The organism is Streptomyces aurantiacus JA 4570, assembly GCF_000414115.1.
GTDB classification, from domain to species: Bacteria; Actinomycetota; Actinomycetes; order Streptomycetales; family Streptomycetaceae; genus Streptomyces; species Streptomyces aurantiacus_A.
In genome coordinates this window covers 73,553-100,205 of record NZ_AOPZ01000109.1, presented here as the reverse complement: position 1 = coordinate 100,205, position 26,653 = coordinate 73,553, and the positions used below count along the sequence as shown (strand labels likewise).

The window sequence follows — 26,653 nt, the reverse complement described above, 5'->3', positions numbered from 1 at the left end:
GGCCGACCGGCAGGCGTCCGCGCAGGGCGCGCCGCACGCCTGGGCAACGCCTCGCCGCTACCGGGTCGCCTCTGCCCCGGCGACCGCCGCGGCGAAGGCCGCCGGGTTGTCCAGCATGACGTTGTGTCCGGCGTCCGGCACATTGACGACCCGGACTCCGGACGCCACCAGCTCGTCATGGCCCAGGAGTTCACCACTCGACGCGCCCTGGAGATACACCCGCTCCACGGAGAGCCCCATCAGCATCGCGCGCATCATGGGGCTCGTCCCCTTGACGAGCCCGGTCGCGCTGCGGTGCAGCGCGCGCGGGTCGGCCAACCGCAGGGTCGCGGCCCACAGCGGGCCCACCCGCTCCAGCACACGCGCGTGCCCGTCGTTCACGAAGTGCGCTTCTTCGTAGGCGGCGATTCCGCTGCTGCCCGCGGTCTGTGGCGGGTGCGGGTCGAGGTTGGCCTCCGTGAGGACCAGGCGTGACACCAGGTCGGGCCGGCGGTGGGCGAGGACGATGGCGACGGAGCCGCCCATGCTGTGCGCGACGATGTCCGCCTCACGTACCGCGGCCGCGTCCAGGGCTGCCGCCAGCGCGTCCGCGTGATCCTCCAGGGTGTAGCCGAAGTCGGCAGGGCGGTCGCTCAGGCCGTGACCCGGCAGGTCCACGAACAGCGATCTGCGTCCCGCGAGTTCGGGCCGCGCGGCGATATGGGCGTGGTAGGCGGCCGATGCCGCGCCGAGCCCGTGGACGTACACACACGCGGGATCGCTGCCCTCGGCCTCGGTCCAGCGAATCCGGCTTCCCCGCACATCGAACGGCGCGTCGCGCATGGACATGCCTCTCCCCCTCCGCCGCTCTGACCTCACCACTCGCCGTGGCACTGCCGGAGAGAGTACATCAACGAATACATCGCCACCGTAGTATGGCGGCCCCGATGTACACCGCAGGTGCGGCAGAATACGGGCATGCTGGAACTCGCCATCCTCGGATTCCTCTACGACAACTCGTTGCACGGCTACGAGTTGCGCAAGCGCATCACGGCCCTCACCGGGCATGTGCGCCCGGTCGCGGAGAGCACGCTCTACCCGGCCATCAAACGGCTCGAGAAGGCCGGTCTGCTGGCCCGTGAGACCCAGCCCGGCGCCGTCGCCGCGCCCCGTCACGTCCTGAGCCTCAGCGACGCCGGCAGGAGCGAACTGCGCCGCCGTCTCGCGGAGCCCGCGCGGGCGGACATCACCGACGAGAACCGCTGGTTCACGGTGCTCGCCTTCTTGCGTCACCTGGGCGATGCGGGCGCCCAGGCCGCCGTGTTGCGGCGCCGCCTCGACTTCCTTCAGGAACCGTCCAGCTTCTTCTACGAGGGCGATCGCCCGCTGCGCGCCGAGGAGTTGGACGATCCCTTCCGCCAGGGGATCCTCACCATCGCGCGCGCCACGAGCCGGGCGGAACTCGCCTGGCTGCGCAAGACCCTCGCGTCACTCGGCTGACGTCGCCGGCACCGCCGTCAGTCCGCCTGCGGCGCCGCCGACGGGTCCACGTGGCGCACCGGGCAGCCGCGCACGCCCGGGACAGGGCGGGTGCCGAGCTCGTCGACCCGGTAGCCGTGCGGGTAGCCCTTGATCTCGCGGTTCTGCCGGGCGTAGTGCGGGGTGGTGCGCGGCGGCAGCAGACGCACGGCACGGCCGCGCAGCCGCACCGCGCGCCGGACCAGCGTCCTGGTGAGCGCGTGCGGCTGTTCGTAACCGAAAGCCTTCAGCAGCGAATCGTCGAGAAGAGCGACGGTGGCGGTGCGCAGGACGGGCGCCAAGGGGCGGGGATACCAGGAGGCCATCAGGTCGACGGTCGCGTCGGAGACCCTGCGCGCTCCCTCGTCCCATCCGAAGTGGGCCTCTTCGTAGGAGTCGAGGCATTCGGCGAACTCTTCGTAGGAGCCCGGGATGTCTTTGACACCCAAGCGCTCTCCAAGAGTGCGGTAGTACACGGCGGACGCTGCGGCCTCGTGCTGTGAGAACCTGCGCCATCCGTAGGCGTCGATCCACCTCTTGGGCGTGACCACGAACGTGCACAGTACGTACCGCATGTCGTCGTCGCTGATGTCGTAGCTCCGGTGCATCTGGTTGATGCGCCGGACCGCCGTGCGCCCCACGTCGCTGTCGAAGCCGTGCTCGACGATCGCGTCGAGAAGCAGGGCCGTGTCGTCGTACCGCTTCTGCGTGCGGTCCGTCAGCTCCGCGGTCCGTGCGAGCAGGCGGCCGATGCTCGGGACGGCGTACGTGCGGTACAGGGCGAGCTCCAGGGCGCGGGTGTAGTCCCAAGGGAACTCGTACACCGCGGAGAGGCGATAGATCGTCAGGAAGTCCTTCTCCGGGTCCAGACGCCGGATCTGCTGAAGCCGGTCGTAACGCTTCACCACGCGGTCCCCCTTTTGTCGCCGCATCTCCAACTCTACGTTGGGGAACTGGAGATGAGCCGGGTAGCGGAGGGATCCACTCGGGGGAAGGCGGTCCAGATGTTCGACCGAATCCGCAGGCTGTGGCGCAGGGGCGACCAGGCGCGTACGGACAAGGCGGCGCAGCCGGAAAAGCCGCGCCCGCACAACCTCTTCGAGGCGGCCGCCGTCTATGTGGCGGCGTGCGCCGAGGACGATCAGGACCGGGTCGACGAGGCCGCGGGATGGGTGTCTCCGGAGGCGCTGTCCTTCGGCGTGAGCGAACTCGCCTGCCGTGCCGTCATCGCGCTCGCCCGGGAGCACGACGAGTCACCGCGCGACGTGGCACGTACGCTCCTCGGCCTGCCTGCCGCGTGACATCCGCCAGAAGGACGCGCGGCACGACAGACAGACGAAGTGCGAACGCGCACTGGGCATGACAGGGAGCGCGGGCGGTGGCTCCGGCGGCGTACGAGCGGATTTTCCTGGTCATCCACCTCTCGACGACTTCATGGACCAGTGGTTAGGGTGCGCCGACGGAGGATGAAGTGGCCAGTGAGGGGGAGGCCGGCATGGCCGGGACGGACGACGCCGTCGCCATCGACGACGACGCGCTGTACGTACTGACGGCGGTCCTTCTGACGCCCGCGAAGTTCCCCAGCGTGCTCGGCGACGACTACCCGGAAGCGTGTGCGGCCCTGGGGCTGCCCCCGCTGGCCGCCGGCTACGGGCTGGTGCTCGGCCAGGACAGCGCCGGTGCGCGCTGGACCGTCGTCACCGATGACGTGTCCCTCGTCGCTGTGGCGATCGCCTCGTGGGACTGCGGCATGGAGTACGACCTGTCGCCCGGTGAACGCACCGTGGTCGCCGCGCTGCCCGGGTGGCCACTCGCGGTGGCGGTGGCGGCCCCTGGGGTGCCCGCGCCGCACGACCCCGCACCGGATCCCGAGCAGCCGGACCTGGCCCCGCTCGCCCCACCCCAGTCGGACACATGGGGGCCCGCCCAGCGCCGGCTGGGCGCCGACGAGATAGCCCTCCAGTGGGCGGCGTGGCGCGAGCAGATCGACGACGCGGACTTCTTCACCACGGACGGCGGCGCCGAGGAGGCCGGGCCCTCTGACGGCACGCGGCCAGAACCCACCGTCGGCGAGGAGAGCACCGAGGGCCCGACATCCGAGCCGTTGACCGGCGTACGACGTGTCCTCGCGGAGGTGCGTGCCTACGTGGACACGCCCCCGCCGCTCGGGCGGGTGCGGTCGTCGTTCGCGTCCGGTGAGGCGCGCACCTTGCGTGCCGACGGCCCTGGCTGGTCCATGGTCGCCAGGACCGACGACATCGCGTTCGTCCTGCTCGACGAGGAGCCCGGAGAGGTGCTGCCGGTGGGGCGCGGGCCCGAGTTGCCGGGGCTGCTCGAAGCGCTCGACCAGATGGCCGTGCGCCCGGCCTGAGGCACGCGTCCCGCTCGTCCGCGGGCGGGTTTCGCTTGTCCGCCGAGTGGTGCCCCGGCGCCCCTTCGAAGGCGTCCGTTCAGCTGCGTTACGCCTCGGCTGTCAGGCCGTTTCATCTGCCCTGCCGTCAGCCCCGCTTCGCCTCCACAAGGAGCGCGGCCGCAGCTGTGTCGGGGTCCGTGTGGCCACGCAGGGCGGAGAGTTCATCGCGCCACGTCTGCTCCGACGAGATCGTCTGCCCTGCCGCGCTCACCAGCGCGAGGGCCATCACTCCCGCGACGGGAGTGCCGCGTTCACGCAGCATGCGGGCAGCGGCAAGCAGGGCCTCCCGCGCGCGTGGGCCATCGATGTCGAGATACAGGTCGCTCCCATGGGGCAGGCGGTCGGGCCGCTCCTCGACCAGGAGCAGCAACTTCTCCCAGCGCTCCGGGTCGTACTGTCCGTGCCGCAGGGCGGCGAGCGACGCCTCCCACAGGAGACGGGCCGCCTCGCGCGCCAAACCGACGGTGTGCAGGGTCGCAGCGAGTGCGTCGGCGGCGGGCAGGGTTGCGGCCGGGCCCCGCCGCACCCGCAGTGCGCCGGCGACGCCCGCGAGACGGCGCAGCGCGTCGGCCCGCACCTGTGGGTCCTGCTGGCCCGCCCGTCCTTGGAGCGCACGGAAAACATTCGTGAGGACGGACTCGGCGACCGGCCCGGGCGGGAAGTGCGCCAACTCCTGTGCCGCGACGCTCCGCAGGCGCAGGCCGCGCCCTGGATCGACGACAAGGTCCGCCACGGCCCGCATCGCGTCGCCGGACTCCGGAGTGAGCCATCCCGGCAGGACCCGGCACGCGGCGACGACGGTGTCGTCGCCGCCCTCGCGTACTAGGCGCGCGAGGAAGGAACGGTAGGCGGCGGACGCGGAGTCGGGCACAGGCCCCACGCGCGCGTGGATGATGGCATCCCGGACAGCGGGCTCCGCGACTCCCCTGGTCAGTCGATCGGCCATCTCCGGGCGGTCGATGGCGGCAAGCAGCAGCCGGGCCACGACGGCATGCACGTCGCGATGCTGCCCGGGTGCGTCCCAGACCGCGACAAGGGCGGCGAACGCGGCTTCATCAGTGAGCGTTCCCAGCGCTCGTGCGGCTTCCTTGCGAGAGCCGACCGGAGCGTCCGGCGCGCAGGCCACGGGCGTGAGCAAGCCGATTGCCTCGCTGTCGGGCAGGGTGTCCAGGAGACCCCGCAGGGCGGCCATGGCTGCGCGTCCGCGTACACCCCCCGTCGCTGCGTGGCGCAGCAGGAGGTCACGGAGCGGTTCCTGCTCCGGAGTCACGCTGTCGTGGGCCGCGGACCGGTCGGCCCGCAGCGTGCCGGTGGCCGGGCCGAGCGCGATGAGAGCCGCGGCGGCGACCGGCTGGGGCGCGGAGTCGGCCAGGGCGGCGAGCAACCGCGTGTCGTTGAGATACGCGACCGCGTCGGCGCGCGTGCGCAGGGCGGCTTGGCCGTCCTGCGCCACGCGGGCGTGGTGCAGGCCCCATGCGTGGCGCTGTTCGGGGAGCCAGCGGCCGGTGGTTGCTGGGCTCAGCCTGGGGGTCCAAGGGGTGGGGCGTGGGCGCACGCGGCCCTTCATGCCTTGCTGGGCGGCCGTCAGGATGTCGTGCATGAGGTCGGTGCGGCGAGTGGTGGCCGTGCGCAGGATCAGGGGCACGGCCGCGAACGAGGCGTCGATGCCGATCAGTTCGGCGGTGCGCTGTTCGCGGACGCCGGCCGGTGCCACCCATGCGGCCGCGGCGCGGGCCGCGAGGTCCGGGTCGTCACCCTCGACCGCCGTGTGCCGTACCAGCGCGTCGAGTTCGGGCAGGGCGGCCAGGTGCGGTGCCAGGAGTTCGGCCAGGCAGGTGCGGGTTTCCGCATGCGTGCGGGCGTGCGGGCGTGTGGCGTTCCAGACGGCACGCGCCGTCGATTCGTCGAGGGTCAGAGGGCGGACGGGTCCGCCGGAGCGGGGGTCGCAGACCACCTGGCAGAGGAGTTCCACGGTGTGCGCGGTCCGGCTCCCGCTGCCGCCGACCGCCGCAAGGTGGGTGACGCGGCGCAGCAGGGTCTCGGCTGCGCCCAGGGTGCGTGAGGTGGAGTCGCGGGACTGGACGGTGGTGAGGACCGCGTCACGGAGCACGCGGTCCGGCAGCGCGGCGAGCAGGCGCGCGGGGGCGCCCGCGAGTTGTTCCAAGGCAGCGCGGCGTACTTCGTCCTGGTCGTGCCAGGCTCGCTCGCAGTCGGTCGCGATGCGCGCGAACTCGTCCGGGTCGCCCTCGAGTTCGGCGCAGGCGAGCAGCGCGGGTCAGGCCAGGGCTCGGAGATGGGATCGGTGCCGCTCGGTGAGGGCGCGCAGGAGCGGTTCGCCCTCGGCGAGCGGGAGGACGGTGGCGAGCCGGGACACGGCCAAGTCGCGGCGTGTCCGCTTCAGCAGAGGCCGGACGACGCGGGTCCGGTCGGTCGGCTCCAGTGCGGCGAGCGTGGGCAGCGGGATGCCGTACACGGCACGCGACCGCGCTGTACGTTCCGCCACGAGGCGGCCGCGTTCCGGTACGGGCAGCAGCGCGAGCAGGCCGTCCGGAGTGACGTCCAGGCGTCCCTGGCTGCCCAGGCGGGCGCGCGCCGCCGGGCAGCGCCGTGCGAGTTCGGCCAGGTCGGCGGGCGGCAGTGTGCGCAGGGCGCGCCGCCCGGCGGGTGGCAGCGGTCCTGCGGGCAGCGTGACCTCGAGGGGTGTTCCGTCGGGGTTGGGCGGCGCGGCACGCAGCACGTCGAGCATCTGGGCGGGGCGTCGCAGCAGGATGCGGACGGCCGCGCCGGTGAGGAGGTTGGGCTCTTCCTTCAGGAGCAGCAGGGCGGCCTCGGGATCGCGTCGCGCCGCGAGGCTCGCGAGTGCCCGGTAGCCGCGCGTGAGCCGGTGGCGGTGGTGGTCGGTGGCGTCTTGCAGGCGCGCGGTTATCAGGTGCGCCAACGGCACTGGGGCGGTGCGGGCCAGGGCGTGGAGCACGCCCTGGGGAGGGTCGAGGCGGGGCAGCCAGGCGGCGACGGTTTCGGTGGGGCACGCGGGCAGGAGGAGGGCCGCTTCCCGGGCTCCGAACCGCTCGTGCACGGTGGGCAGAAGTTGTCCGGCGAGGGTGTCGCGGCGGCTGAGTCGCAAGACGCGGTACGTCTCGTGCCGTGCCGCGGCGACGGGGCTCAGCGCGAGCTGTTCCAGGGCCTTGGTGTCCACGGGCAGCCGGATGGCCGCGGAGAGGGCACGGCGGCGCAGCAGAGGGTCGGTCAGTGCGGTGGCGACCGCGGTGAGGTCGCGGCGGGCGACGGCGAGGAAGAGGGCTGTGTGGCGTTCGTCCGAGGTCCCGGCGTCGAGGGTTCGGTGCAGGGCGGCGTACGCGGGCGGGGCCAGGGCCCGGGCATAGCGCGCGAGGGCGCTCATCCGGGCCGGGAAGGGAAGGGGGTCGAAGTGGGCTCTGAGCCAGGCCGCGGTCAGGGGCGCGGGAGCGCTCCGGGGCGGGGTCGGGGACTGCGGCGTGTGCGGCTGGGGCGCGTCGTATCGGGCCATCAGCGATCACCGTGGGATCGCTGGGCCTCCTTTCCGGAAGTCATGGACGACATGGTCACGGGCGGGCGTCCGCCGTCGCAATGGGTTTTCCGATCCACACGGGTTCCTCTGGTCCGCATGGGTCTTCCCGGTCGGCATGGGCCTTGCCGCCTGGCACGGGTCTTTCCGCTCCGCATGAGTCCGCCCGCTCAGCACGGCTCTTCCTGCATCCGCCCGCGGGACGGCATCTGGCTGCTCCGCGGGCGCCGCGTGGTCCTGGTCGGGGTGCGGGGTGGTCGCGCGGGGTGCGTGATCTTCTTGGCCCCGGGACCCCGGGGCCTTCGTGGGCTCAGGCTGCTGGCCTTCGGCCGAGTCCCTTGCCTGGTCGGTGAGCCGTGGCGGCTCAGCGGCCGAGCTCCTTGCGGGTGACGCGGCGCAGCCTGCGCCGCTGCCCGGAGTCGAGCGTCAGATAGGCCGCCGCCGGGACGCCGAGCACGATCAGGAACGCGACCCACCAGGGCAACCAGATCAACAGGATGAGCCCTGCCGCCACGCCTCCCGCGGCGATCTTCGCCTTCTTCGACATGTCCGTCGCCTCCTTCACGGCTGGTGCCGCTCTCTGTCTTGAGAAACGGGATCGGACCGCGCCCAGTTCCGGGGCGCGACCCTGACCGATCCCTGACGTACGACCCTTACTCGACCCTGAGAGGTTCGCCCACCTCGTGCATGTGGCGAAGGACCTGCCGGTAGGAGTCGACGGGCCCGGTCTCCGCGTAAGACATACCCACAGCATGACAGTGCGCGCGGACCAAGGGCTGGGCCAGCCGCAGATGCGGCCGGGGCATGCTCGGGAACAGGTGGTGCTCGATCTGGTAGTTCAGTCCGCCGAGGAGCCAGTCGGTGAGGGCGCCGCCGCGGATGTTCCGGGAGGTGAGGACCTGCCGCTTCAGGTGGCCCCAGCGCTCGCCGCCGGGGTCGGGCATCTCCATGCCCTTGTGGTTGGGGGCGAAGGCCATGCCCAGATGCAGGCCGAAAAGTGCCTGGTGGAGGGCGGCGAAAGCGAGCGCGTGGCCCAGTGGCATCGCGGTCAGCAGAAGTGTCACGTAGCCCACGAGATGCACCACCAGGAGGGGGCCTTCGACGGCTCGTTCGCGCGGGCTCTGACGGCGCAGGTCGCGGAAGCCGTAGACCTTCATGGCGATGCCTTGCAGCAGTGTCAGGGGGAAGAACAACCACGCCTGGTTGCGGGTGAGCCAGCTGCGGAAGCCGGCGCGGAGCCTGGCCTGCTTCGCGGTGAACACCAGGATGTCGGCGGCGACATCGGGGTCCTTCTCGATGTGGTTGGGGTTGGCGTGGTGCCGGTTGTGCTTGTCGTTCCACCAGCCGACGCTCATGCCCAGGAGCAGGTTGCCGTGGACGAGGCCGATGAGACGCGCCACCGCGCGGTTGCCGGTTATTTGGGCGTGCCCGGCATCGTGTCCGATGAAGGCGGTGCGGGCGCACAACACGGAGAGCACGGGCGCCAGGAGCAGCACCCACCAGGTGTGCCCGAGGGCGAACAAGCCCGTGCACACGCCCACCAGGGCTGTGGCATTGACAGCCATGCTGCGCGCGTACCAGCCCGTGCGCCGGTCGAGCAGCCCCCGGTTCTTGATGGTGCGCAGGAGCGGCGCGAAGTCGCTCCCGGAGGGGTGCCGAGCGGGGTGCCGTGCGGTGACATCAGTGGGGCGTTCCGCGACGGCTGCGGCAGCCTGGGGCATGGCGAGGGTCTCCGGTCTCCGTGAGGATGCGCTGACCTCAGAAAACGTACGGATCTGTGACCTTCGGCAACCATGGCGCCACCACCCGTGTTCAGCCGGGGGGAAGCGCCCGCGCAGAGGGGTGCTGGGTACACCCCGCCCGCACGGAGGGGCGCCGAGCCCTCTTCCGGAGAGTGAGTCAGATCACCCCATAGGCGACCCTCAGGAGAGAGATCGCGATGTATCCTCGGGCGCTCCGGTCTCATTAGTCAAACTTGAGGAATGCGCCATCGCTGTGCACAGGCTCTCCGCTGTCACCCCCTCCGAGAACTCTGAACTGTCCCGTTGCTCCGTCGTGTTCGTGCCCGGCGACCCCGGGCGCACGGGTCACGTCGCGTTCTGGCAGGCCGACGGCGCCACCCCGCCCGGGGCGACATCGGCGACCGTCGGCGAGCTGACCGTCGCCACGCCCGGCGCCGACGGAATCCACGTCGGCGTCGTACCGGCGTCGCTGCTGCCGGTCGGCGCCGCGCTGCCCGTCCTCACGCGCGCGAGGGCGGCGTCCGGCGCGCACCCCACCGCCGTGTTCTGGGGCACGGCGGCTGTGCTCGCCCTGCAACTGGCCGCCCGCGGACTGCTGTTGCCCGGACTCACCGACAGCGACCACGACGCCTGGCGCGCGGGCCCGTTGAGCACCGAGGACCTGCGCAGGCTGCGCGACCTCGCCGCCGCGATGCCGCCCGCCGCCCATGCCGTCCCCCTCGACGCCGGCCCGCCGGCGCGACTGCCGGCACCGGAGCGACTGCTGCGCCAGTTCCTGGACGCGGTCGCCGACACGCTGCCCCGCTCCCCCGCAGCCGTGGCGGCCGCCGGGCATCGAGCGTTCGCCTCGCCGGAGCCCCAGCACGTGCCCGCACAACGCGCCTGGGCGACCGACGTCGCCGCGGGTCACGACGCCGGGGTGCGGATCTCGCTGCGTGTCGAGGTGCCCGGCCTCGTGTCGGACACCTCCGAGGAAACCCGGCTGCCGTTCCGGGCCGTCGTCCAGGTCCACAGCGTCAGCGACCCGTCGCTCGTCGCGGACGCCGCCGAGGTATGGGCCGGTTCCGGCGCCGCCGGGGCGTTCGGGCCGCGCGCCCGGATGGATTCCCTGCTGGCACTGCGGCGCGCCACGCGCGCGTGGGCACCCCTCGGGCCGCTCCTCTCGGCGCCCGTGCCGGACGCGATCGAGCTCGCCGACGAGGAGGTCACCGAGCTTCTGGGCGAGGGGGCGCGCATGCTCGCCGTGGCCGGCGTGGACGTGCACTGGCCCAGGGAACTCGCCCGCAGCCTCACCGCCCGCGCGGTCATCGGCCCCGACGACCCCGAGGGCTCCGACAGCGGCAGCGAGAAGGGTCCGGGGAAGCTTGGGTCGGACGCGCCGTCGCACCTCTCCGCCGACGCGCTGCTGGCCTTCAACTGGCGCTTCGCGCTGGGCGACCAGGAGTTGACCCGCGAGGAGCTCGACCACCTCGCGGAGGCCAGCCGGCCCGTGGTGCGCCTGCGCGACCAGTGGGTGCTCATCGACCCCGACGAGGCGCGGCGCGCCCGAACTCAGCAGGACCACAAGGTCACCCCCATCGACGCGTTGAGCGCCGCGCTGACCGGCACAACGGAGGTGCAGGGCCGCCGCGTCGACGTCGAACCCACGGGCTGGCTCGCGACCCTGCGTGAGCGCCTGGCGGATCCCGAGGGCATGGACCCCGTCGGGCAGCCCGCGGCGCTCGCCGCCGACCTGCGCGACTACCAGTTGCGGGGCCTCAACTGGCTGGCCCGGATGACGTCTTTGGGGCTCGGCGGATGCCTCGCCGACGACATGGGGCTCGGCAAGACCATCACCCTGATCTCGCTGCATCTGCACCGCCAGAGCGACGAGACGACCGCGGGCCCCACCCTCGTCGTCTGTCCGACCTCGCTCATGGGCAACTGGCAGCGGGAGATCGAGAAGTTCGCGCCCGGCACGGCCGTCCGCCGCTTCCACGGGGCACAGCGTGGCCTGGACGACCTGGCGGACGGCGAGTTCGTGCTGACGACCTACGGAACGATGCGGCTCGACGCGGAGCGGCTCGCTGCGGTCGGCTGGGGCATGGTCGTCGCCGACGAGGCTCAGCACGTCAAGAACCCGTACTCGGCCACCGCAAAGCAGCTTCGCACCCTCCGCGCACGCGCGCGCGTGGCACTCACCGGCACCCCGGTGGAGAACAACCTCTCCGAGCTGTGGGCGATCCTCGACTGGACGACCCCGGGGCTGCTCGGCAGGCTCGGCACCTTCCGCACCCGCTACGCCCAAGCTGTGGAAGGCGGTACCGATCCAGCTGCGGCCGAGCGGCTCTCCCAGCTGGTGCGCCCCTTCTTGCTGCGCCGCCGCAAGTCCGACCCGGGCATCGCCCCCGAACTGCCGCCGAAGACGGAGACCGACCGCGCCGTCTCCCTCAGCGCCGAACAGGCGGGCCTCTACGAAGCGGTGGTCCGTGAGACGCTGGCGGAGATCTCCGGAGCCGACGGTTTCGCCCGCCGCGGCCTGATCGTCAAGCTGCTGACCGGCCTGAAGCAGATCTGCAACCACCCCGCGCAGTACCTCAAGGAAGACAAGCCCCGCATCAAGGGCCGCTCGGGGAAGCTGGAACTCCTGGACGAACTGCTCGACACGATCCTCGCCGAGGAGGCGAGCGTGCTCGTCTTCACGCAGTACGTGCAGATGGCACGTCTCATCGAACAGCATCTGTCGTCCCGCGGCATCCCCTCGCAGTTCCTCCACGGCGGGACTCCGGTGCCCGCGCGCGAGACGATGGTCCGGCGCTTCCAGGACCGCGAAGTCCCGGTCTTCCTTCTGTCGTTGAAGGCGGCGGGCACGGGCCTCAACCTCACGCGGGCCGAGCATGTCGTGCACTACGACCGGTGGTGGAACCCCGCCGTCGAGGCCCAGGCCACCGACCGCGCCTACCGCATCGGCCAGACACAGCCCGTGCAGGTGCACCGGCTGATCGCGGAGGGCACCATCGAGGACCGCATCGCCGAGATGCTGCTGCGCAAGCGCGAACTCGCCGACGCCGTCCTCGGTTCCGGCGAGTCGGCGCTCACCGAGCTGACCGACGCCGAACTGGCCGACCTGGTCGAGCTGCGAGGGGGGACGACGCGATGAGCGACGCCTACGAGGAGACGTACGGCGAGGCACACAGCAGGAGCGGCACCGACGGGAGCGACGACTTGACCTCGTACGACAACGAGCGGACCTTCGCAGCGCTGCCTCCCGCGCACGGGCGTGGGTTCGCGCAGACCTGGTGGGGCCAGGCGTGGATGAAGGCCCTGGAGGACACAGCGCTGGACCTCGCACAGCTCAAGGCGGGGCGTCGGCTCGCGCGGGCGGGGGCCGTGGGCGCGGTCTCGGTGCGCCCGGGACGCATCACCGCGGTCGTGCAGGACAAGGACGGCACCGCGCACCGCTCCGACGTGCTGCTGCAGGAGCTGAGCGACGACGAGTGGGACCGCTTCCTCGGCATGGCCGTCGAGCGTGCCGGACACATCGCCGCCCTGCTGGACCGGGAGATGCCGCCGCACCTGGTCGAGGACGCGGCGACGGCCGGCGTCGAGCTGCTCCCCGGCATCGGCGATCTGGAGCCGCGGTGCGACTGTGAGGCGTGGGACCACTGCGGCCACACGGCCGCCCTCTGCTACCAGGTGGCGCGCCTGCTGGACCAGGATCCGTTCGTGCTGCTCCTGATGCGCGGACGCGGCGAGCGGGAACTCCTCGACGAGTTGCAGGTCCGCAGTGTCGCGCAGCAGGCCGCGCCGGAGTCCCATCCGGAGGAGTCGCGGGAAGCCGCCCAGGAGGGCGTGGACGCCGTCGAGGCGTACGCGGACGGCGCGATACTGCCGCCGCTGCCCGAACCGCCCGTACTGCCCGCAGAGCCCGGCCTGCCGCCCTCGCTCGACACGGAGGCGGAGCCGGCGCCCGGCGTGGACGTGGCGGCGCTGGAGTTCCTCGCGGCGCGCGCGGCGGCCGAGGCACACCGGCTGCTGGCCGAGGCCCTCGCGCCCGGCCACGAACGGCAGCCCGTCGAGGCCGGGTTGACGCACGACGAGGACGCCGTCCGGCTGGCCTCCGCCTCTCCCGAAGCCTCGATTGCGGGACGTCTCGCGGAGAGTTCGGGACGCAACCGCGACGGCCTGGCACGAGCGGTGACGGCTTGGGGGTACGGGGGCCGTGCCGCGCTGGCCGTCCTCGAGGAGGAGGGGCCCCTGGAGGCGGACGCGCTGGCACGCGCGCGTGCCGCGCTGGACTCTGCCTGGGACGAGGGCGAGCGCCCGACGCTGCGCGCCGCCCACAATCGCTGGACCGTCGTCGGCGCCGACGCCCAGCTGCGTCACGGGCGCGACGGTCGCTGGTGGCCCTACCGCAAGGAGCACGGCCGTTGGGTTCCCGCCGGACCGGCCGCGCACGACCCGGCGACCGCTCTGGCCGCCGTCACCGCGAGTGACTGACCAGCGCGCCGGGGATGTCCGAAACCCGCTCAGCGGCCACCGGCGCGACCGCGCTGGTGACACGTGCGCCGGGAACACCGGCGCACGCACTCACCCCGGCCAGCGATTGAACGCGGTCATGACATCCAGGACCGTAGGACCCGCCGGCTCAGGGCGTGCGGGTCCAGCCGAAGGGGAGATGACAGGGGCGCAGCGCCCCCGCCGCCGCTGATCGCCCCGGTGATGACGGCGCCTCCTGCCCCTCGCGGGAGGCGCCGTCGGCGTGTCACGTGCCGTTCACCCGCGCGACGCCGGGCGTTCGCGACGACGGCGAAGGGTGACGCCGTCACCGAACTCACGCCTCAGGAGGCCCTGATGTCCTCGCACGCCGCAGACCGGCGCCGTGTCCGCCGCTCCGTCGCCTTCGGCGTGCCACTCGCCCTGCTCACCGCCGTGGCGGTCACCGGCACCGCGACGGGCGTCCAGAGCGACGCTTCGGGCGAGTCCCGCGGCAAGGGCGGCACGCCGCGTGTCACCGGCACCGCGACGCTCGGCGACATCCCACTGGGCCCGTTCAGCAACCGGCTGCTGCCCGGAACCGTGCGCGACGATCGTGGCGTTGACCTCGGCGGCATCGGAAGTGACATCTATCCGGCAGGCCGCAAGGGCGAGTTCTGGACAGTCACCGACCGTGGGCCCAACGGCCAGATCAAGGTCGACGGCAAGAAGCGCCGCACGTTTCCTGTGCCCGGCTTCGATCCGGCGATCGTGAAGATCCGGGTGGCCGGGCGCTCGGTGAAGGTGATCGACGCGCTTCCGATCACCACACGCTCCGGGAAGCCCGTCACCGGTCTGCCCAACCAGGAGGGACGCGATGAGGCCCCGTACACGTACGACGCCGAGAAGCCCCTCTCCCACAACCCGAACGGTCTGGACACCGAGGGCATCGTGCGGGCCCATGACGGCAGCTTCTGGCTCGTCGACGAGTACGGTCCTTCCCTGGTCCATGTCTCCGCGCGCGGGAAGGTCATCAAGCGGTACGTCCCCAAGGGCCTGAAGCTGCGTGGTGCCGACTACCCGGTGGCCGAGGCGCTGCCCGGCGTCCTGCTGCACCGGACCGGGGCTTCGAGGGGCTGGCGCTGCTCCCGGGCGGTGATCTGGTGATGGCGGTGCAGAGCCCGCTGTCCCTTCCGGACGAGGACGCCGGTGACGGCTCGCGGACGGCACGGCTGCTGCGGTTCTCGCCGAAGAAGCAGGCGGTCACCGCCGAGTACGCGTACCGCTTCGACCCGGTCGGTGTCGTCGACCCGGGCGAGGACGACACCTCCGAGCTCAAGATTTCCTCCGTTGTCGCCGTGGGCCGTGACCGGCTGCTCGTGGAGGAGCGCACCGACAAGGCGGCCCGGCTGCACCTCGTCCGCCTGGACAAGGGGTCGGACATCCTCGGCAACCGGTGGGACGATCCCGCGACCCGCCCCTCCCTGGAGGAGTTGGACGAACCGGCCGCCTCCGGAGTGCCGGTCCTGCGCAAGCGCCTGGTCGTCGATCTGGGGGCCGTCGACGGCGTGCCCGGCAAGATCGAGGGTGTGGCCCGGGTGAACGGCCGCACGCTGGCGCTGATCAACGACAACGACTTCGGTATGACCGACGGGCCGAAGGCGTTCGACGAGGACGGCCGGCTCGTGGACAGCGACGTGGAGACCACGGTGACCTACGTGCGACTCCCCAAGGGGCTGTGAGCGCCTGCTTCGGGACAGCGGTTTTCCGAGCCGGGTGACGGTGCGGCTTCCTTTGCCGGGTCGTGAAGTCGGGAAAGCGGCCGTGTGAGTTCGCTACGGCTCTTCGGTGGCCTCGGCGGTCGGGAGCAGGGTCTCGAGGTCGCTGGGCAGCCCTGTGGGCAGCGTGGGGAGGTCGCTTGGCCGTCGGGTCGGGAGGTCACTGGGCAGGTTGCTCGGCAGTTCCGTGGGGATCTCCGACGGAATGCTCAGCGACGGCGTGGGCCGGGGATCGCTGCTTCTCGTGCTCTCGGTCGGGCTCTTCTTGTCCGGGGAGTCGTCGTCCCCGGCGGCCACGACGACCACGGTGGCGACGGTACCGGCCGCGACGATCGCGGCGAGCAGGATGATCAGCTTGTTGCGGCGGCCGGGCGGCCCGTCGCGCGGTGGCCACCCGTCGTCCTCGGGAGGCGGCCCGTACCCGCCCGGCGGAGGACCGTACCCTCCGGGGGGCGGGCCGTAGCCGCCACTCCCCGGAGGGGGTACGTCACCCGGCGGACGGGGAGGCTGCGGTGGTACCGGCGGCATGGCCATACCACCAAGAGTCGCCTCGAACCGGTCAAGAGGCGACCCTTGCGCGGAAGTTGCTACACGCCGATCCCATGGACCGGACGAATCCGGCACTCGCCGGTCAGCACCGCCCAGCCGGAGATCAGCCCCGCACGCCCACCAAGTGGTCCATGGCCAGCTGGTCGAGCCGCTCGAAGGCCATCCCGCGCGCGGCGGCCCCCTCCACGTCGAACCCTTCGTAGGCGCTCCGGTCGGCGAGCAGGCCGGCGAGTCCGTCCTCGGCGGTGGGCCGCGCCAGCTCGTGCAGGCGCGCCTCGCGCAGCGCGTCGATCACATCGGAGTCCGCGCGGAAGGCCGCCGCACGCTCGCGCAGGATCAGGTAGTTGCGCATGCACCCTGCCGCGGACGCCCATACTCCGGCGTAGTCCTCCGTACGCGGCGGTTTGAAGTCGAAGTGGCGCGGTCCGTCGTAACCACCCCTCTCCAGGAGGTCGACCAGCCAGAAGGCGCTGCGCAGATCACCGGCGCCGAACCGCAGGTCCTGGTCGTACTTGATGCCGTTCTGGCCGTTGAGGTCGATGTGGAAGAGCTTGCCCGCCCACAGGGCCTGGGCGATGCCGTGCGGGAAGTTCAGGCCCGCCATCTGCTCGTGCCCCACTTCGGGGTTCACGCCGTACAGTTCGGGGCGCTCCAGGCGCTCGATGAACGCCAAGGCGTGGCCGACGGTGGGCAGCAGGATGTCACCGCGCGGCTCGTTCGGCTTGGGCTCGATGGCGAAGCGCAGGTCGTACCCCTGCTCGGTCACGTGCTCGCCGAGCAGATCGAAGGCCTCCTTCATGCGCTCCAAGGCGTCCCGCACGTCCTTGGCGGCGCCGGACTCCGCGCCTTCCCTGCCGCCCCAGGCGACGTACGTGTGCGCCCCGAGCTCGACCGCGAGGTCGATGTTGCGGATCGTCTTGCGCAGCGCGTAGCGGCGCACGTCACGGTCGTTGGCGGTGAACGCGCCGTCCTTGAACACCGGGTGCGTGAAGAGGTTCGTGGTGGCCATCGGCACGACGAGGCCGGTGGCGTCCAGGGCCTCCCGGAAGCGCTTGATGTGTCCCGCTCGCTCGGCGTCCGTCGATCCGAACGGGATGAGGTCGTCGTCGTGGAACGTCACTCCGTAGGCACCCAGTTCGGCCAGATGCCGTACGGCGTCGGCCGGGTCGAGCGGAGCGCGGGTGGCGTCCCCGAAGGGGTCCCTGCCCTGCCAGCCGACGGTCCACAGGCCGAAGCTGAACTTGTCCTCAGGGGTGGGCTGGTAGTTCATGTGCGACTCCTTGCCGGCTCCTCGACCATTTCGTCATGGCGATTGACAAATTAGTATCCCCAAGCACCGCTGGGAAGGTCGAAGGAAGCAACTTCCCGCGCGCACGCCCGGGAGAGCCCCCAGAACGGAGTCGCCGATGTCATCAGCGTCATCAGGCCCCCTCGTCGTCGGTGTGGACAGTTCCACGCAGTCCACCAAGGTCCTGGTCGTCGACGCGGCCACCGGGGAGGTCGTGGCGAGCGGCCAGGCGCCCCACACGGTCAGTTCCGGGGCGAGCCGGGAGAGCGATCCCGAGCAGTGGTGGGACGCCCTGTGCGAGGCGCTGCGCCAGTGCGGCGCGGCCGCGCGGGAGGCCGCCGCGGTGTCGGTCGGCGGGCAGCAGCACGGACTGGTCACGCTGGACGCCCGGGGCAGGCCCGTGCGGCCCGCGCTGCTGTGGAACGACGTACGGTCCGCCCCGCAGGCCCGGCGTCTGGTCGAGGAGCTGGGCGGCGCCAAGGTGTGGGCGGACCGGGTCGGCAGCGTACCGACGCCGTCGTTCACGGTGACCAAGTGGGCCTGGCTCGCCGAGCACGAGCCCGCGTCGGTCCGCGCCACGGCGGCGGTACGCCTGCCCCACGACTACCTCACGCAGCGCCTGACGGGCTCCGGGACGACCGACCGCAGCGACGTCTCCGGTACGGGCTGGTGGGCGTCGGCGAGCGAGTCGTACGACGAGGAGATCCTCCGCCTGGTGGGCCTGGACCCGGCGCTGCTGCCGCGCGTGGTGCACTCCGGAGAGGTCGCCGGCACGGTGCACGCCCGTGGTGAGCTGCCCTTCTCCAAGGGGACGCTGGTGGCGCCCGGTGCCGGCGACAACGCGGCCGCCGCCCTCGGTCTCGGGCTGCGCCCCGGCACACCGGTGCTGAGCCTCGGCACGTCGGGCACCGTGTACGCCGTCTCCGAACGCCGCCCCACGGACCTGACCGGAGCGGTCGCCGGTTTCGCGGACGCCCGCGGTGCTTGGTTGCCGCTGGCCTGCACGCTCAACTGCACTCTGGCTGTCGACAGAGTGGCCGCGCTGCTGAGCCTCGACCGGGAGGCCGTACGGCCGGGCGGAGCCGTCACCGTGCTCCCCTACCTGGACGGCGAGCGCACGCCGGACCTGCCGCACGCCTCGGGCATGCTGCACGGGCTGCGTCACGACACGACGCCCGGCCAGGTGCTCCAGGGGGCTTACGACGGCGCGGTGCATGCCCTCCTTGGCGCACTGGACGCCGTCCTGGACGCCGATGCCGACCGCTCCGAACCGCTCCTGCTCATCGGCGGCGGAGCACGGGGCACGGCATGGCAGGAGACCGTACGCCGCCTCTCCGGAAGGCCCGTACAGATCCCGGAGGCCCGTGAACTCGTCGCACTCGGCGCCGCCGCCCAGGCCGCCGGTCTGCTGACCGGGGAGGACCCGGCCGCCGTGGCGCGACGCTGGGGCACCGCGCGCGGGCCCGTCCTCGACGCGGTCGAACGGGACGAAGCGACGCTCTCCAGGATCTCGTCGCTCCTCTCCGATGCTGCTCCCTTGCTCAACGGGGCGTTGGATGGGGCTCATGGAGTGTGATGATTCGAAGCAGACGGGCGCGGGACGCCTGCCCGACACCCAACAGGGCATGCGACGCCGCAACCTCTCACGCGTGCTGCACACCGTGGCCGCTGACGGGCCGCTCTCCCGGGCCGGCGTCGCCTCGCGGATCGGTCTGACCCGGGCAGCCGTGTCCACGTTGGTGGACGAGCTGATCCGGGCGGGGCTTCTGGAGGAGCTGGGTCCCGAGCGCCCGGCGAGGGTGGGCCGCCCGGGCTCCGCACTCGCGGTGAGCGCGCACGGGCCGGCCGGTATCGGCGCGGAGGTCGGCGTCGATCATCTGGCGGTGTGCGTCGTCGATCTGCGCGGTGCTGTACGCGCGCGTGCCGTCCGGCAGGTCGACAACAGAGCGCGCACACCGAAGGCCGTGCTCGCGGATCTCACCGCGCTGGTACGGCAGATGGTCGTGGAAGCCGGGCAGGAAGGGCTGCGCCCGGCCGGCCTCGCGATCGCCGTCCCCGGCCTGGTCGCACGCGGCACGCACACCGTCGTACGCGCCCCCAACCTCGACTGGCACGACGCCGACCTGAGTGCCTGGCTGCCGGCAGAGCTGCCCCTGGCCGTGGACAACGAGGCGAACTTCGGCGCGCTCGCGGAGCTGTGGCTCGGCGACGCGGCACCGGCGGACTTCCTGCATGTGTCGGCGGAGATCGGAATCGGCGCGGCGCTGGTGGTCGACGGGCGGTTGCTGCGTGGAAGCCGCGGCTTCGCGGGCGAGCTCGGGCACGTTCCCGTGTGGCCGGAGGGGCCGGAGTGCGCGTGCGGCGGGCGTGGCTGCCTGGAGCAGTACGCGGGCGAGGAGGCGGTGCTCCGGGCGGCCGGCTTGCCACCCGGGGCGGACCGGGTCGCCGTGCTCGCCGAGCGGGCGGCCGCCGGCGATGAGCAAGTGCGGGTGGCACTGCGTGATGCCGGGGCGGCGCTGGGGATCGCGCTCACCGGCGCGGTGAACCTGCTGGACCCGCGAGCGGTGGTGCTCGGGGGCGCTCTGTCCCGGCTCGCGCCGTGGCTGGTTCCTTCCCTCGAGGACGAGTTGGGGCGGCGCATCGCGGGGCCGGGCTGCGATGTCGTCGTCTCCTCCATCGGGTCGGAAGGTCCGCTGCTGGGGGCGGCTCACGCCGTGGTGCGGGCGGTACTCGATGATCCGATGGGGGTGGTGGTGTAGGTGATCCGGCGGGGGCGGTGTGAGTGACACGGTGGGGCGGTGTGGGCGGTCCAGTGGGGGCGGGGCGAGCGGGCCTGCCCCGCAGAGCCGACCGCCCGAAGGACCGAACTGTCCCCCGCACGGGTGACCAGCTTTTCCACAGTCGCCGTGCCATGCACAGATGTTCCACCGGCCCTTCCACCTCAACGAACAAGCCCCGTACCGTAATTCGCGTGAGACCACCGCCGCTCCGGCGACGGCGGGCGTGCCTCCGTGCCCCATCCCCCCACCCACCCAGGAACCGTGCCGCCCATCTGCTCCCCCATCGGGACCGCTCCCCCACCGAGAGGCAGATCAGCCATGGATCGAGCGAGAGACCGAGCGAAGCACACGCCACAGGACGAGACACCAGCCGACCGAAGCGAGATACAGAAAGGACCAAGACTGCTGCCGAGCAGGCGTCGGCTGCTCCAGGGCGCGGCCCTCGCCGCGGTTCCGTCCGCCCTCCTGACAACCCATCACGCCGCCGCCGCTCCGCGCGCGGCCGAGTCCCCCTCGGCCGACGTCGACTACCCCTCGGCCGTCTGGGTGCCGGCCAGCACCTCCAACTACACCGCCTCCAACCGCCCCAGCAGCTATCCGATCGACTACGTGATCATTCACGTCACCCAGGAGACGTTCGCCGACACACTCGCCATCTTCAAGAACCCGGCGAAGAAGGTCTCCGCGCACTATGTGGTCCGCTCGGCGGACGGGCACATCGCGCAGTGCGTCCGCGAGCGCAACGTCGGCTGGCACGCGGGCAATTGGAGCTACAACACACGCAGCATCGGCATCGAACACGAAGGGTGGGTGGACCAGCCGGAATACTTCACCGACGAGATGTACGAGAAGTCGGCCGCCCTGACCGCGGCGATCTGCAAGAAGTACGGCATCCCCAAGACCCGTGAGCACATCATCGGTCACGTCGAAGTCCCCGGCACCGATCACACAGACCCCGGCCGTTACTGGGACTGGTCGCGCTACATACGTCTGGTGAACTTCGCCTGAGCGACCATCCGCAGCGACCATCCGGAACGATCGCCACAGACGTCACGCGAAAGTCGGTCGACAACGGCCGCAGACCGGCCAGTGTCAGCGCGCGGACGCTTGTCGGCTTCTGTTCCCGGGGTGACGATGGCAGGACCGCATCGCCACCCCGGGAGGACCGAGTTGACCGATCCATGGCTGGCTCTGGAGCCGGGCGCCGACCCCGCCGAGCGGGTGCGGACGATACGGAGCGCGCATGAGCGGTTCACGGCGGCGGGAACCGTCGCGCGCCCCGTGCGCTCCGTGGTCGCCGAGTCCTGGCGCCGCTCGGCGCGGGCACGGGTCAGCCCGGAGGACACCGGGGCGTCGGTCGAGCTGACGTCCGGCGATCTGGGGGCGTATCGGTCGGAGCATCCGCTGTCGCGGGTGATGCCGCTGTTCCGTGAGTTGGTCGGTGGCTTCGCCAAGGACGGGGAGCATCTGCTGGCGGTGTGCGACGCGCACGGCAGGCTGCTCTGGGTCGAGGGGCATCCGGCCACGCGGCTGCGGGCGGGGCGGATGAACTTCGTGCCGGGCGCGCGGTGGGCGGAGTCGGCGATGGGCACGAACGCGCCCGGGACGGCGGTGGCCGTGGACCGGCCGGTGCAGGTGTTCGCGACGGAGCACTTCGTGCGCCGGGTGCAGCCGTGGACGTGCGCGGCCGCGCCGGTGCACGATCCTCGTTCCGGTCGGCTGCTCGGTGCCGTCGACATCACCGGCGGGGACGGTCTGGCGCACCCGCACAGCCTGGCCTTCGTGGGGGCCGTCGCGCGGGCGGCGGAGTCCCAACTCGCGCTGCTGGACCCGCCAGTGGCGACAGACGGCGCCCTGGAGCTGACGGCGCTGGGGAGGGACGAGGGCCTGCTGGTCGTGGGCGGCCGCAAACTGCGGCTGAGCCGGCGGCACACCGAGATCGTGGTGCTGCTCGCCCGTCACCCGGAGGGGATGAGCGGGGACGAGCTGCTGTGCGCGCTGTACGCGGACGAGTCGGTGACGCCGGTGACCTTGCGGGCGGAGCTGGCTCGGCTGCGGCAGGTGCTGGGGACGGAGGTGCTGCGGTCGCGACCGTACCGCCTCGCGGTGCCGGTCACGTCGGACGTGGATGTCGTCGAGCGGCGGCTGGGGTGCGGGGCGGTGACGGCGGCCGTGTCGGTGTACGCGGGGCCGTTGCTGCCGGGGTCGCAGGCACCCGAGGTGGTGCGGTTGCGGCGGAGGCTGACGGACCAGGTGCGGGCGGCGCTCATCGCGCGCGGCGACCCCGACCTGCTGTCGGACTGGGTGCACGCGCCGTGGGGCGAGGACGACGTGGAGGTGTGGCGGGCGTTGGCGGTGGTGCGGCCGACGGCACCCGTCGTGGCACGGTTGCGGGCCCTCGACACGGAGCTGACGGCCGGCTCCACGAGCCCCGTCCGCCACCGCCTCTAGGCGTACGCCGGACAGGACTTCCCGGTCGTACGCCAGGCAGGGCTTGCCCGGCACGCGCGGGGCAGGGCTGGCCCGGCACGCGCAGGGCAAGGCTGACCCGGCACGCGCAGGGCAAGGCTTGCCCGGCACGCGCAGGGCAGAACTTCGCGGGCCCGTCGCCTGGAAGACCTGACCTCCGCGCGCCAAGGGCGGGGCTGTCCCGCCCGCCCCGACCCGGGCGGCCAGCCGGTCGCCGCCAACCCGGGTGCCCCGTAAGCGAACGCGGGTGCCCCGCAACGTACTTGCAACCTCCGCGTCCCTAGCCTGCGGCGGAGAGCTGCCCAACGGCGGGCAGCGTGTCCGGGGAGGCAGTCAAGATGGCCCGTTACGCAGCGCCCGGTACGGAGGGCGCAGTCGTCTCCTATCAGGCCCGGTACGACCACTACATCGGCGGGGAGTACGTGGCGCCCGCGCGTGGGCAGTACTTCGAGAACCCGAGCCCGGTCAACGGGCAGCCGTTCACCGAGGTCGCCCGGGGCACAGCCGAGGACGTGGAGCGCGCGCTGGACGCGGCGCACGCGGCGGCGCCCGCGTGGGGACGTACGTCCGTGGGTGAGCGTGCGGCCATCCTCCGGCAGATCGCCGACCGCATGGAGGCCAACCTCGAGGCGCTCGCGGTGGCGGAGAGCTGGGAGAACGGCAAGCCGGTGCGGGAGACACTGGCCGCCGACATTCCGCTGGCCATCGACCACTTCCGCTACTTCGCCGGGGTGATCCGGGCGCAGGAGGGATCGCTCAGTCAGATCGACGACGACACCGTCGCGTACCACCTGCACGAGCCGCTGGGCGTGGTGGCGCAGATCATTCCGTGGAACTTCCCGATCCTGATGGCGACGTGGAAGCTGGCACCCGCCCTCGCCGCGGGGAACGCGGTCGTCCTGAAGCCCGCCGAGCAGACCCCCGCCTCGATCCACGTGTGGCTGAGCGTGATCGGCGACCTGCTGCCGCCCGGTGTGGTCAACGTGGTGAACGGCTTCGGCGTGGAGGCGGGCAAGCCGCTCGCGTCCAGTCCCCGGGTCGCGAAGGTCGCCTTCACCGGGGAGACGACGACGGGGCGGCTGATCATGCAGTACGCCTCGGAGAACATCAAGCCGGTGACGCTGGAGCTCGGCGGCAAGAGCCCGAACATCTTCTTCGACGACGTGTGGGCCGCCGACGACGACTTCCGCGACAAGGCGCTCGAAGGCTTCACCATGTTCGCGCTGAACCAGGGTGAAGTGTGCACGTGTCCGTCGCGGGCGCTGATCCAGCGCGGCCACTACAGCGAGTTCCTGGAGGCGGCGATCGCCAGGACCGAGGCGATCAAACCGGGACACCCGCTCGACACCGACACGATGATCGGCGCCCAGGCGTCCAACGACCAGCTGGAGAAGATCCTTTCGTACCTGGACATCGGCCAGCAGGAAGGCGCCAAGGTGCTGACGGGCGGCCGGCGCATCGAGTACGACGGTGAGCTGGCGGGCGGCTGGTACGTCCAGCCCACGATCTTCGAGGGCGACAACCGCATGCGGATCTTCCAGGAGGAGATCTTCGGGCCGGTCGTGTCGGTGGCGTCCTTCAACGACTTCGACGACGCCATCAAGATCGCCAACGACACGCTGTACGGCCTGGGTGCGGGGGTGTGGACGCGGGACATCAACACCGCGTACCGCGCGGGCCGTTCGATCCAGGCGGGCCGGGTCTGGACGAACTGCTACCACGCGTACCCGGCACACGCGGCGTTCGGCGGCTACAAGCAGTCCGGCATCGGCCGTGAGACGCACAAGATGATGCTGGAGCACTACCAGCAGACGAAGAACCTTCTGGTGTCGTACTCGCCGAAGAAGCTCGGCTTCTTCTAGAGGCACGAGAGAAGGCGCCTGACCTGGGCTTCTGCCCATCAGGCGCCTTCCACTCGGCCCGCTCAGCACAACTCCCCAGCTCTGCACGGCCACACATCATGGAGCGAACAGGAAGAGGCAGCGAGGCATCGAGAATCGACGCAGCGCGGTTTTCCTCACGACACACGGGCGAGCGGTCCGGAGGGAGAAATTGCGGAGCGGGCAGCCATAGCCGTGGCATGAGAGCGTCTCGGAGGAAGTTCCAGTCCCCTGGGGCTCTTTCTCGTCGGCCCCCGACGAACCTGTCCTTTGACAGCGAAGACAGTCGGGCGCAGGATGCTGACCTGCGGCGACTAAGCGGGGTGTCCGACTGGACCCCGGTCAGTCGATCCCTTCGACGATGCGGAAGTCGCGCTCGACGCCGTCGGAGAGGGCGACCAGCGCTTCCTGGTAGGCCGCACTTTCGTGCGCCGCGACGGCCTGCTCGTAGCTGTCGAACTCGACCAGGACGGTGCGCTCGGCGATTCCGGCGTCGTGTGCGACGACCCGACCGCCACGGACGAAGGTTCGACCACCCCCGGCCTGGACGGCCGGAGCGGCCAGCTTGTTGTAGGCAGCCAGCTTCTCAGGGTCCGAAATGGTGCGGTAGACGCTGACCCAGTAGCCCTTGGGCATGGAACCTCCAGTGTCGGGATGAGTGCATCTGACTTACGGGTTGGTCTCGCGAGCAGCGCCGGCCTGGTCGGCGTACGGCGGTTCCAGCAGGGCTATTCGCGACATCGGCGCTCCCGTTGAGGTTGTTTCGAAATTCGAAACACGCACGGATGCTAGTGTTTCGAATAACGAAACACAAGGAGGGTCATGCCGACACCGCGCCCAGGAACACCGGTTCGTGGATCGACGACCGGCCGCCCGATCATGGCCGCGATGGACCTCTTCGGCCGTCGGTGGGCGCTGCGCATTCTCTGGGAGCTGCGTGCGGGTCCGCTCGGCGCCCGCACGCTGCTGGCGCGGTGCGAAGGACTGTCATCCAGCGTCCTCTACCAGCGGCTTCGCGAACTCACGGCAAACGGGATCATCGCCCCCTCGGCCGACGGCTACGAGCTCACTCGCCTGGGGGCGGCACTCAGCCACGCCCTCCAACCGCTCAACGAATGGGCGATCACCTGGGCGCAGGCGCAAGAACTGAACGATCGGAATCCCGCGGAGGCGTGAAGGTGGAGCCGGCGGTGGGTGAGGGAAGCGGACGCCGGTCCGGCACAGGGATCACGGCACTGCGATGAGTGGGCGCGGTCTGCCTGTCACGATCGTCCGCGCGTGCATGCGCGACGGCCAAGGCGGTAGTCCCACCGCGGTGCTGGACGAGGCGCCGTTGAGTGACGATGAACGCCGTCGTGTGCCGGTGCAGATGGGAACGTCGCACGCCGTTTTCGTATCGGTGCACGACAGCCGACGGGGCGGTCCGGTCGTGTCCCTCCGCTTCTTCACCGCCGAGGGAGAACTGCCCGCGTGCGGTCATGGAACGGTTGCCGCTCTGGCCTTCCTGGCCGAGCGCGCCGGGGGCCGGGAGTATCGAGCCACCATCCATGCGGCAGGGCGCGTCTTCCCTGGTTGGTCCGTACGGGAGAACACACAGGTCAATGCCGCCTTCGACCCCGGACCCGTAGACCTCCGCAGGCCCACAGCGACCGAGTGCGACCTTGTCCTGCCCGCACTCGGTGTCACCCCGGGCACACTCGCTCCTGGTATCCGCGCCGCCTCCGTGGGGCGGACGCGGTTGCTGGTTCCCCTCACTACGCGGTCCGCTCTCACCAACCTCAGCCCGGACTTCGAACGTCTCCGTGCCGCCTGCGACCGTCTCGGCCTCCTGGGCTGCTACGCCTACTCGGTGCCGACGTCCACCGGCCGCGTCGCGGCCCGCATGTTCGCCCCCTCGATCGGCGTCGCGGAAGACATCGCCAACGCCAACAGCACCGCCTGCCTCGCCGCACACCTGGCCGGCCAGGGCATCAGCGACATCGCAGTCGACATGGGTGACTCCCTCGGCAGCCCCTCCACGATCACCGCCACCGCAGAGCACGACGCGTCGGGGCTGCTGGTCCACTTGGGCGGCGCCGCGGAAGTCACCCGCAGCATCCGCATGCCATGACCGATCCGTAACTCATCAGCGGCCGGCACGTGAGGCGATCGTCACCCGCCCTGTCCTCCCGCAGCAACGAGCGACGAAAGCGGCTCCTGCCACCAAGTCCCCTGCTCCGCAGCCCCCTTCGTCGCCCGCCGCTTCCACAGCTCGCCTC

The 26,653-nt window shown here is 71.6% G+C and carries 21 protein-coding genes and 1 pseudogene; 13 read left to right on the top strand and 9 right to left on the bottom strand.

What is annotated here, in order from left to right; genetic code table 11:
• Nucleotides 1–57 precede the first annotated feature (57 nt).
• Nucleotides 58–822, bottom strand: a complete 765-nt coding sequence (locus STRAU_RS13305) for an alpha/beta fold hydrolase (RefSeq protein ID WP_037659136.1) — start codon at nt 820–822, stop codon at nt 58–60.
• 135 nt (nt 823–957) lie between these two features.
• On the opposite strand from STRAU_RS13305, the gene STRAU_RS13300 reads away from it, so the two are divergent.
• The gene (locus tag STRAU_RS13300; protein ID WP_016640824.1) at nt 958–1,479 is read left to right on the top strand and encodes a PadR family transcriptional regulator; all 522 of its coding nucleotides are present in this window, start codon (nt 958–960) and stop codon (nt 1,477–1,479) included.
• Nucleotides 1,480–1,496: 17 nt separating this feature from the next.
• Here STRAU_RS13300 and STRAU_RS13295 read toward each other — a convergent pair whose 3' ends face one another.
• Nucleotides 1,497–2,402, bottom strand: a complete 906-nt coding sequence (locus STRAU_RS13295; RefSeq protein WP_037659133.1) for an oxygenase MpaB family protein — start codon at nt 2,400–2,402, stop codon at nt 1,497–1,499.
• A 99-nt stretch (nt 2,403–2,501) separates the two neighbouring features.
• Here STRAU_RS13295 and STRAU_RS13290 point away from each other — a divergent pair, with 99 nt between their 5' ends.
• Together STRAU_RS13290 and STRAU_RS13285 are read left to right on the top strand one after the other, a co-directional pair.
• Nucleotides 2,502–2,798 carry a hypothetical protein gene (locus STRAU_RS13290; RefSeq protein WP_016640822.1) on the top strand — a complete coding sequence of 99 codons (297 nt, stop codon included), beginning with the start codon at nt 2,502–2,504 and terminating at the stop codon, nt 2,796–2,798.
• A 194-nt stretch (nt 2,799–2,992) separates the two neighbouring features.
• On the top strand, nt 2,993–3,868 hold the full coding sequence (locus STRAU_RS13285) for a hypothetical protein (protein WP_016640821.1): 876 nt from the start codon (nt 2,993–2,995) through the stop codon (nt 3,866–3,868).
• A gap of 127 nt (nt 3,869–3,995) precedes the next feature.
• Here the strand turns inward: STRAU_RS13285 and STRAU_RS13280 are convergent, their stop codons facing one another.
• The 4 genes from STRAU_RS13280 to STRAU_RS13265 all read right to left on the bottom strand — a co-directional run bounded on the left by STRAU_RS13280 (nt 3,996) and on the right by STRAU_RS13265 (nt 9,175).
• The gene (locus tag STRAU_RS13280; protein WP_016640820.1) at nt 3,996–6,074 is read right to left on the bottom strand and encodes a hypothetical protein; all 2,079 of its coding nucleotides are present in this window, start codon (nt 6,072–6,074) and stop codon (nt 3,996–3,998) included.
• A gap of 111 nt (nt 6,075–6,185) precedes the next feature.
• Nucleotides 6,186–7,436 carry a hypothetical protein gene (locus STRAU_RS13275; RefSeq protein WP_037659076.1) on the bottom strand — a complete coding sequence of 417 codons (1,251 nt, stop codon included), beginning with the start codon at nt 7,434–7,436 and terminating at the stop codon, nt 6,186–6,188.
• A gap of 382 nt (nt 7,437–7,818) precedes the next feature.
• Complete coding sequence (locus STRAU_RS13270) at nt 7,819–8,001, bottom strand: hypothetical protein (RefSeq protein WP_037659074.1); 183 nt, start codon at nt 7,999–8,001, stop codon at nt 7,819–7,821.
• A gap of 106 nt (nt 8,002–8,107) precedes the next feature.
• Nucleotides 8,108–9,175 (bottom strand): fatty acid desaturase family protein, encoded by a 1,068-nt coding sequence (locus STRAU_RS13265; protein ID WP_016640816.1) that lies wholly within the window; start codon nt 9,173–9,175, stop codon nt 8,108–8,110.
• A gap of 334 nt (nt 9,176–9,509) precedes the next feature.
• Here STRAU_RS13265 and STRAU_RS13260 point away from each other — a divergent pair, with 334 nt between their 5' ends.
• The 3 genes and pseudogenes from STRAU_RS13260 to STRAU_RS13250 all read left to right on the top strand — a co-directional run bounded on the left by STRAU_RS13260 (nt 9,510) and on the right by STRAU_RS13250 (nt 15,393).
• Nucleotides 9,510–12,335 carry a DEAD/DEAH box helicase gene (locus STRAU_RS13260; protein ID WP_016640815.1) on the top strand — a complete coding sequence of 942 codons (2,826 nt, stop codon included), beginning with the start codon at nt 9,510–9,512 and terminating at the stop codon, nt 12,333–12,335.
• On the top strand, nt 12,332–13,675 hold the full coding sequence (locus STRAU_RS13255; RefSeq protein WP_016640813.1) for an SWIM zinc finger family protein: 1,344 nt from the start codon (nt 12,332–12,334) through the stop codon (nt 13,673–13,675). The genes STRAU_RS13260 and STRAU_RS13255 overlap by 4 nt, the downstream gene beginning before the upstream one ends.
• Nucleotides 13,676–14,029: 354 nt before the next feature.
• Nucleotides 14,030–15,393: pseudogene (locus tag STRAU_RS13250) on the top strand (esterase-like activity of phytase family protein).
• A gap of 93 nt (nt 15,394–15,486) precedes the next feature.
• Here the strand turns inward: STRAU_RS13250 and STRAU_RS42945 are convergent.
• Both STRAU_RS42945 and xylA read right to left on the bottom strand, forming a co-directional pair.
• Entirely contained in the window at nt 15,487–15,963 is a 477-nt protein-coding gene (locus STRAU_RS42945) for a hypothetical protein (RefSeq protein ID WP_016640810.1), read from the bottom strand.
• A gap of 118 nt (nt 15,964–16,081) precedes the next feature.
• Nucleotides 16,082–17,248 (bottom strand): xylose isomerase, encoded by a 1,167-nt coding sequence (gene xylA / locus STRAU_RS13240; protein WP_016640809.1) that lies wholly within the window; start codon nt 17,246–17,248, stop codon nt 16,082–16,084.
• Nucleotides 17,249–17,384: 136 nt separating this feature from the next.
• Between xylA and xylB the strand changes: the two genes are divergently transcribed.
• The 5 genes from xylB (at nt 17,385) to adh (ending at nt 24,377) form a co-directional block, all read left to right on the top strand.
• A complete protein-coding gene (xylB, locus tag STRAU_RS13235; protein WP_016640808.1) occupies nt 17,385–18,842 on the top strand; it encodes a xylulokinase in 1,458 nt (485 codons plus the stop codon).
• A complete protein-coding gene (locus STRAU_RS13230) occupies nt 18,832–20,025 on the top strand; it encodes an ROK family transcriptional regulator (RefSeq protein WP_016640807.1) in 1,194 nt (397 codons plus the stop codon). The genes xylB and STRAU_RS13230 overlap by 11 nt, the downstream gene beginning before the upstream one ends.
• Nucleotides 20,026–20,364: 339 nt before the next feature.
• Nucleotides 20,365–21,054, top strand: a complete 690-nt coding sequence (locus STRAU_RS13225; protein ID WP_078621183.1) for an N-acetylmuramoyl-L-alanine amidase — start codon at nt 20,365–20,367, stop codon at nt 21,052–21,054.
• 162 nt (nt 21,055–21,216) lie between these two features.
• Nucleotides 21,217–22,497 carry a GAF domain-containing protein gene (locus tag STRAU_RS13220; protein ID WP_016640805.1) on the top strand — a complete coding sequence of 427 codons (1,281 nt, stop codon included), beginning with the start codon at nt 21,217–21,219 and terminating at the stop codon, nt 22,495–22,497.
• Between the two features lie 356 nt (nt 22,498–22,853).
• On the top strand, nt 22,854–24,377 hold the full coding sequence (adh, locus tag STRAU_RS13215) for an aldehyde dehydrogenase (RefSeq protein ID WP_016640803.1): 1,524 nt from the start codon (nt 22,854–22,856) through the stop codon (nt 24,375–24,377).
• A 360-nt stretch (nt 24,378–24,737) separates the two neighbouring features.
• Here the strand turns inward: adh and STRAU_RS13210 are convergent, their stop codons facing one another.
• Entirely contained in the window at nt 24,738–25,031 is a 294-nt protein-coding gene (locus STRAU_RS13210) for a DUF1330 domain-containing protein (RefSeq protein ID WP_016640802.1), read from the bottom strand.
• Nucleotides 25,032–25,274: 243 nt separating this feature from the next.
• On the opposite strand from STRAU_RS13210, the gene STRAU_RS13205 reads away from it, so the two are divergent.
• On the top strand, nt 25,275–25,571 hold the full coding sequence (locus STRAU_RS13205; protein WP_016640801.1) for a winged helix-turn-helix transcriptional regulator: 297 nt from the start codon (nt 25,275–25,277) through the stop codon (nt 25,569–25,571).
• Nucleotides 25,572–25,635: 64 nt separating this feature from the next.
• On the top strand, nt 25,636–26,505 hold the full coding sequence (locus STRAU_RS13200; RefSeq protein ID WP_037659068.1) for a PhzF family phenazine biosynthesis protein: 870 nt from the start codon (nt 25,636–25,638) through the stop codon (nt 26,503–26,505).
• Nucleotides 26,506–26,653 lie beyond the last annotated feature (148 nt).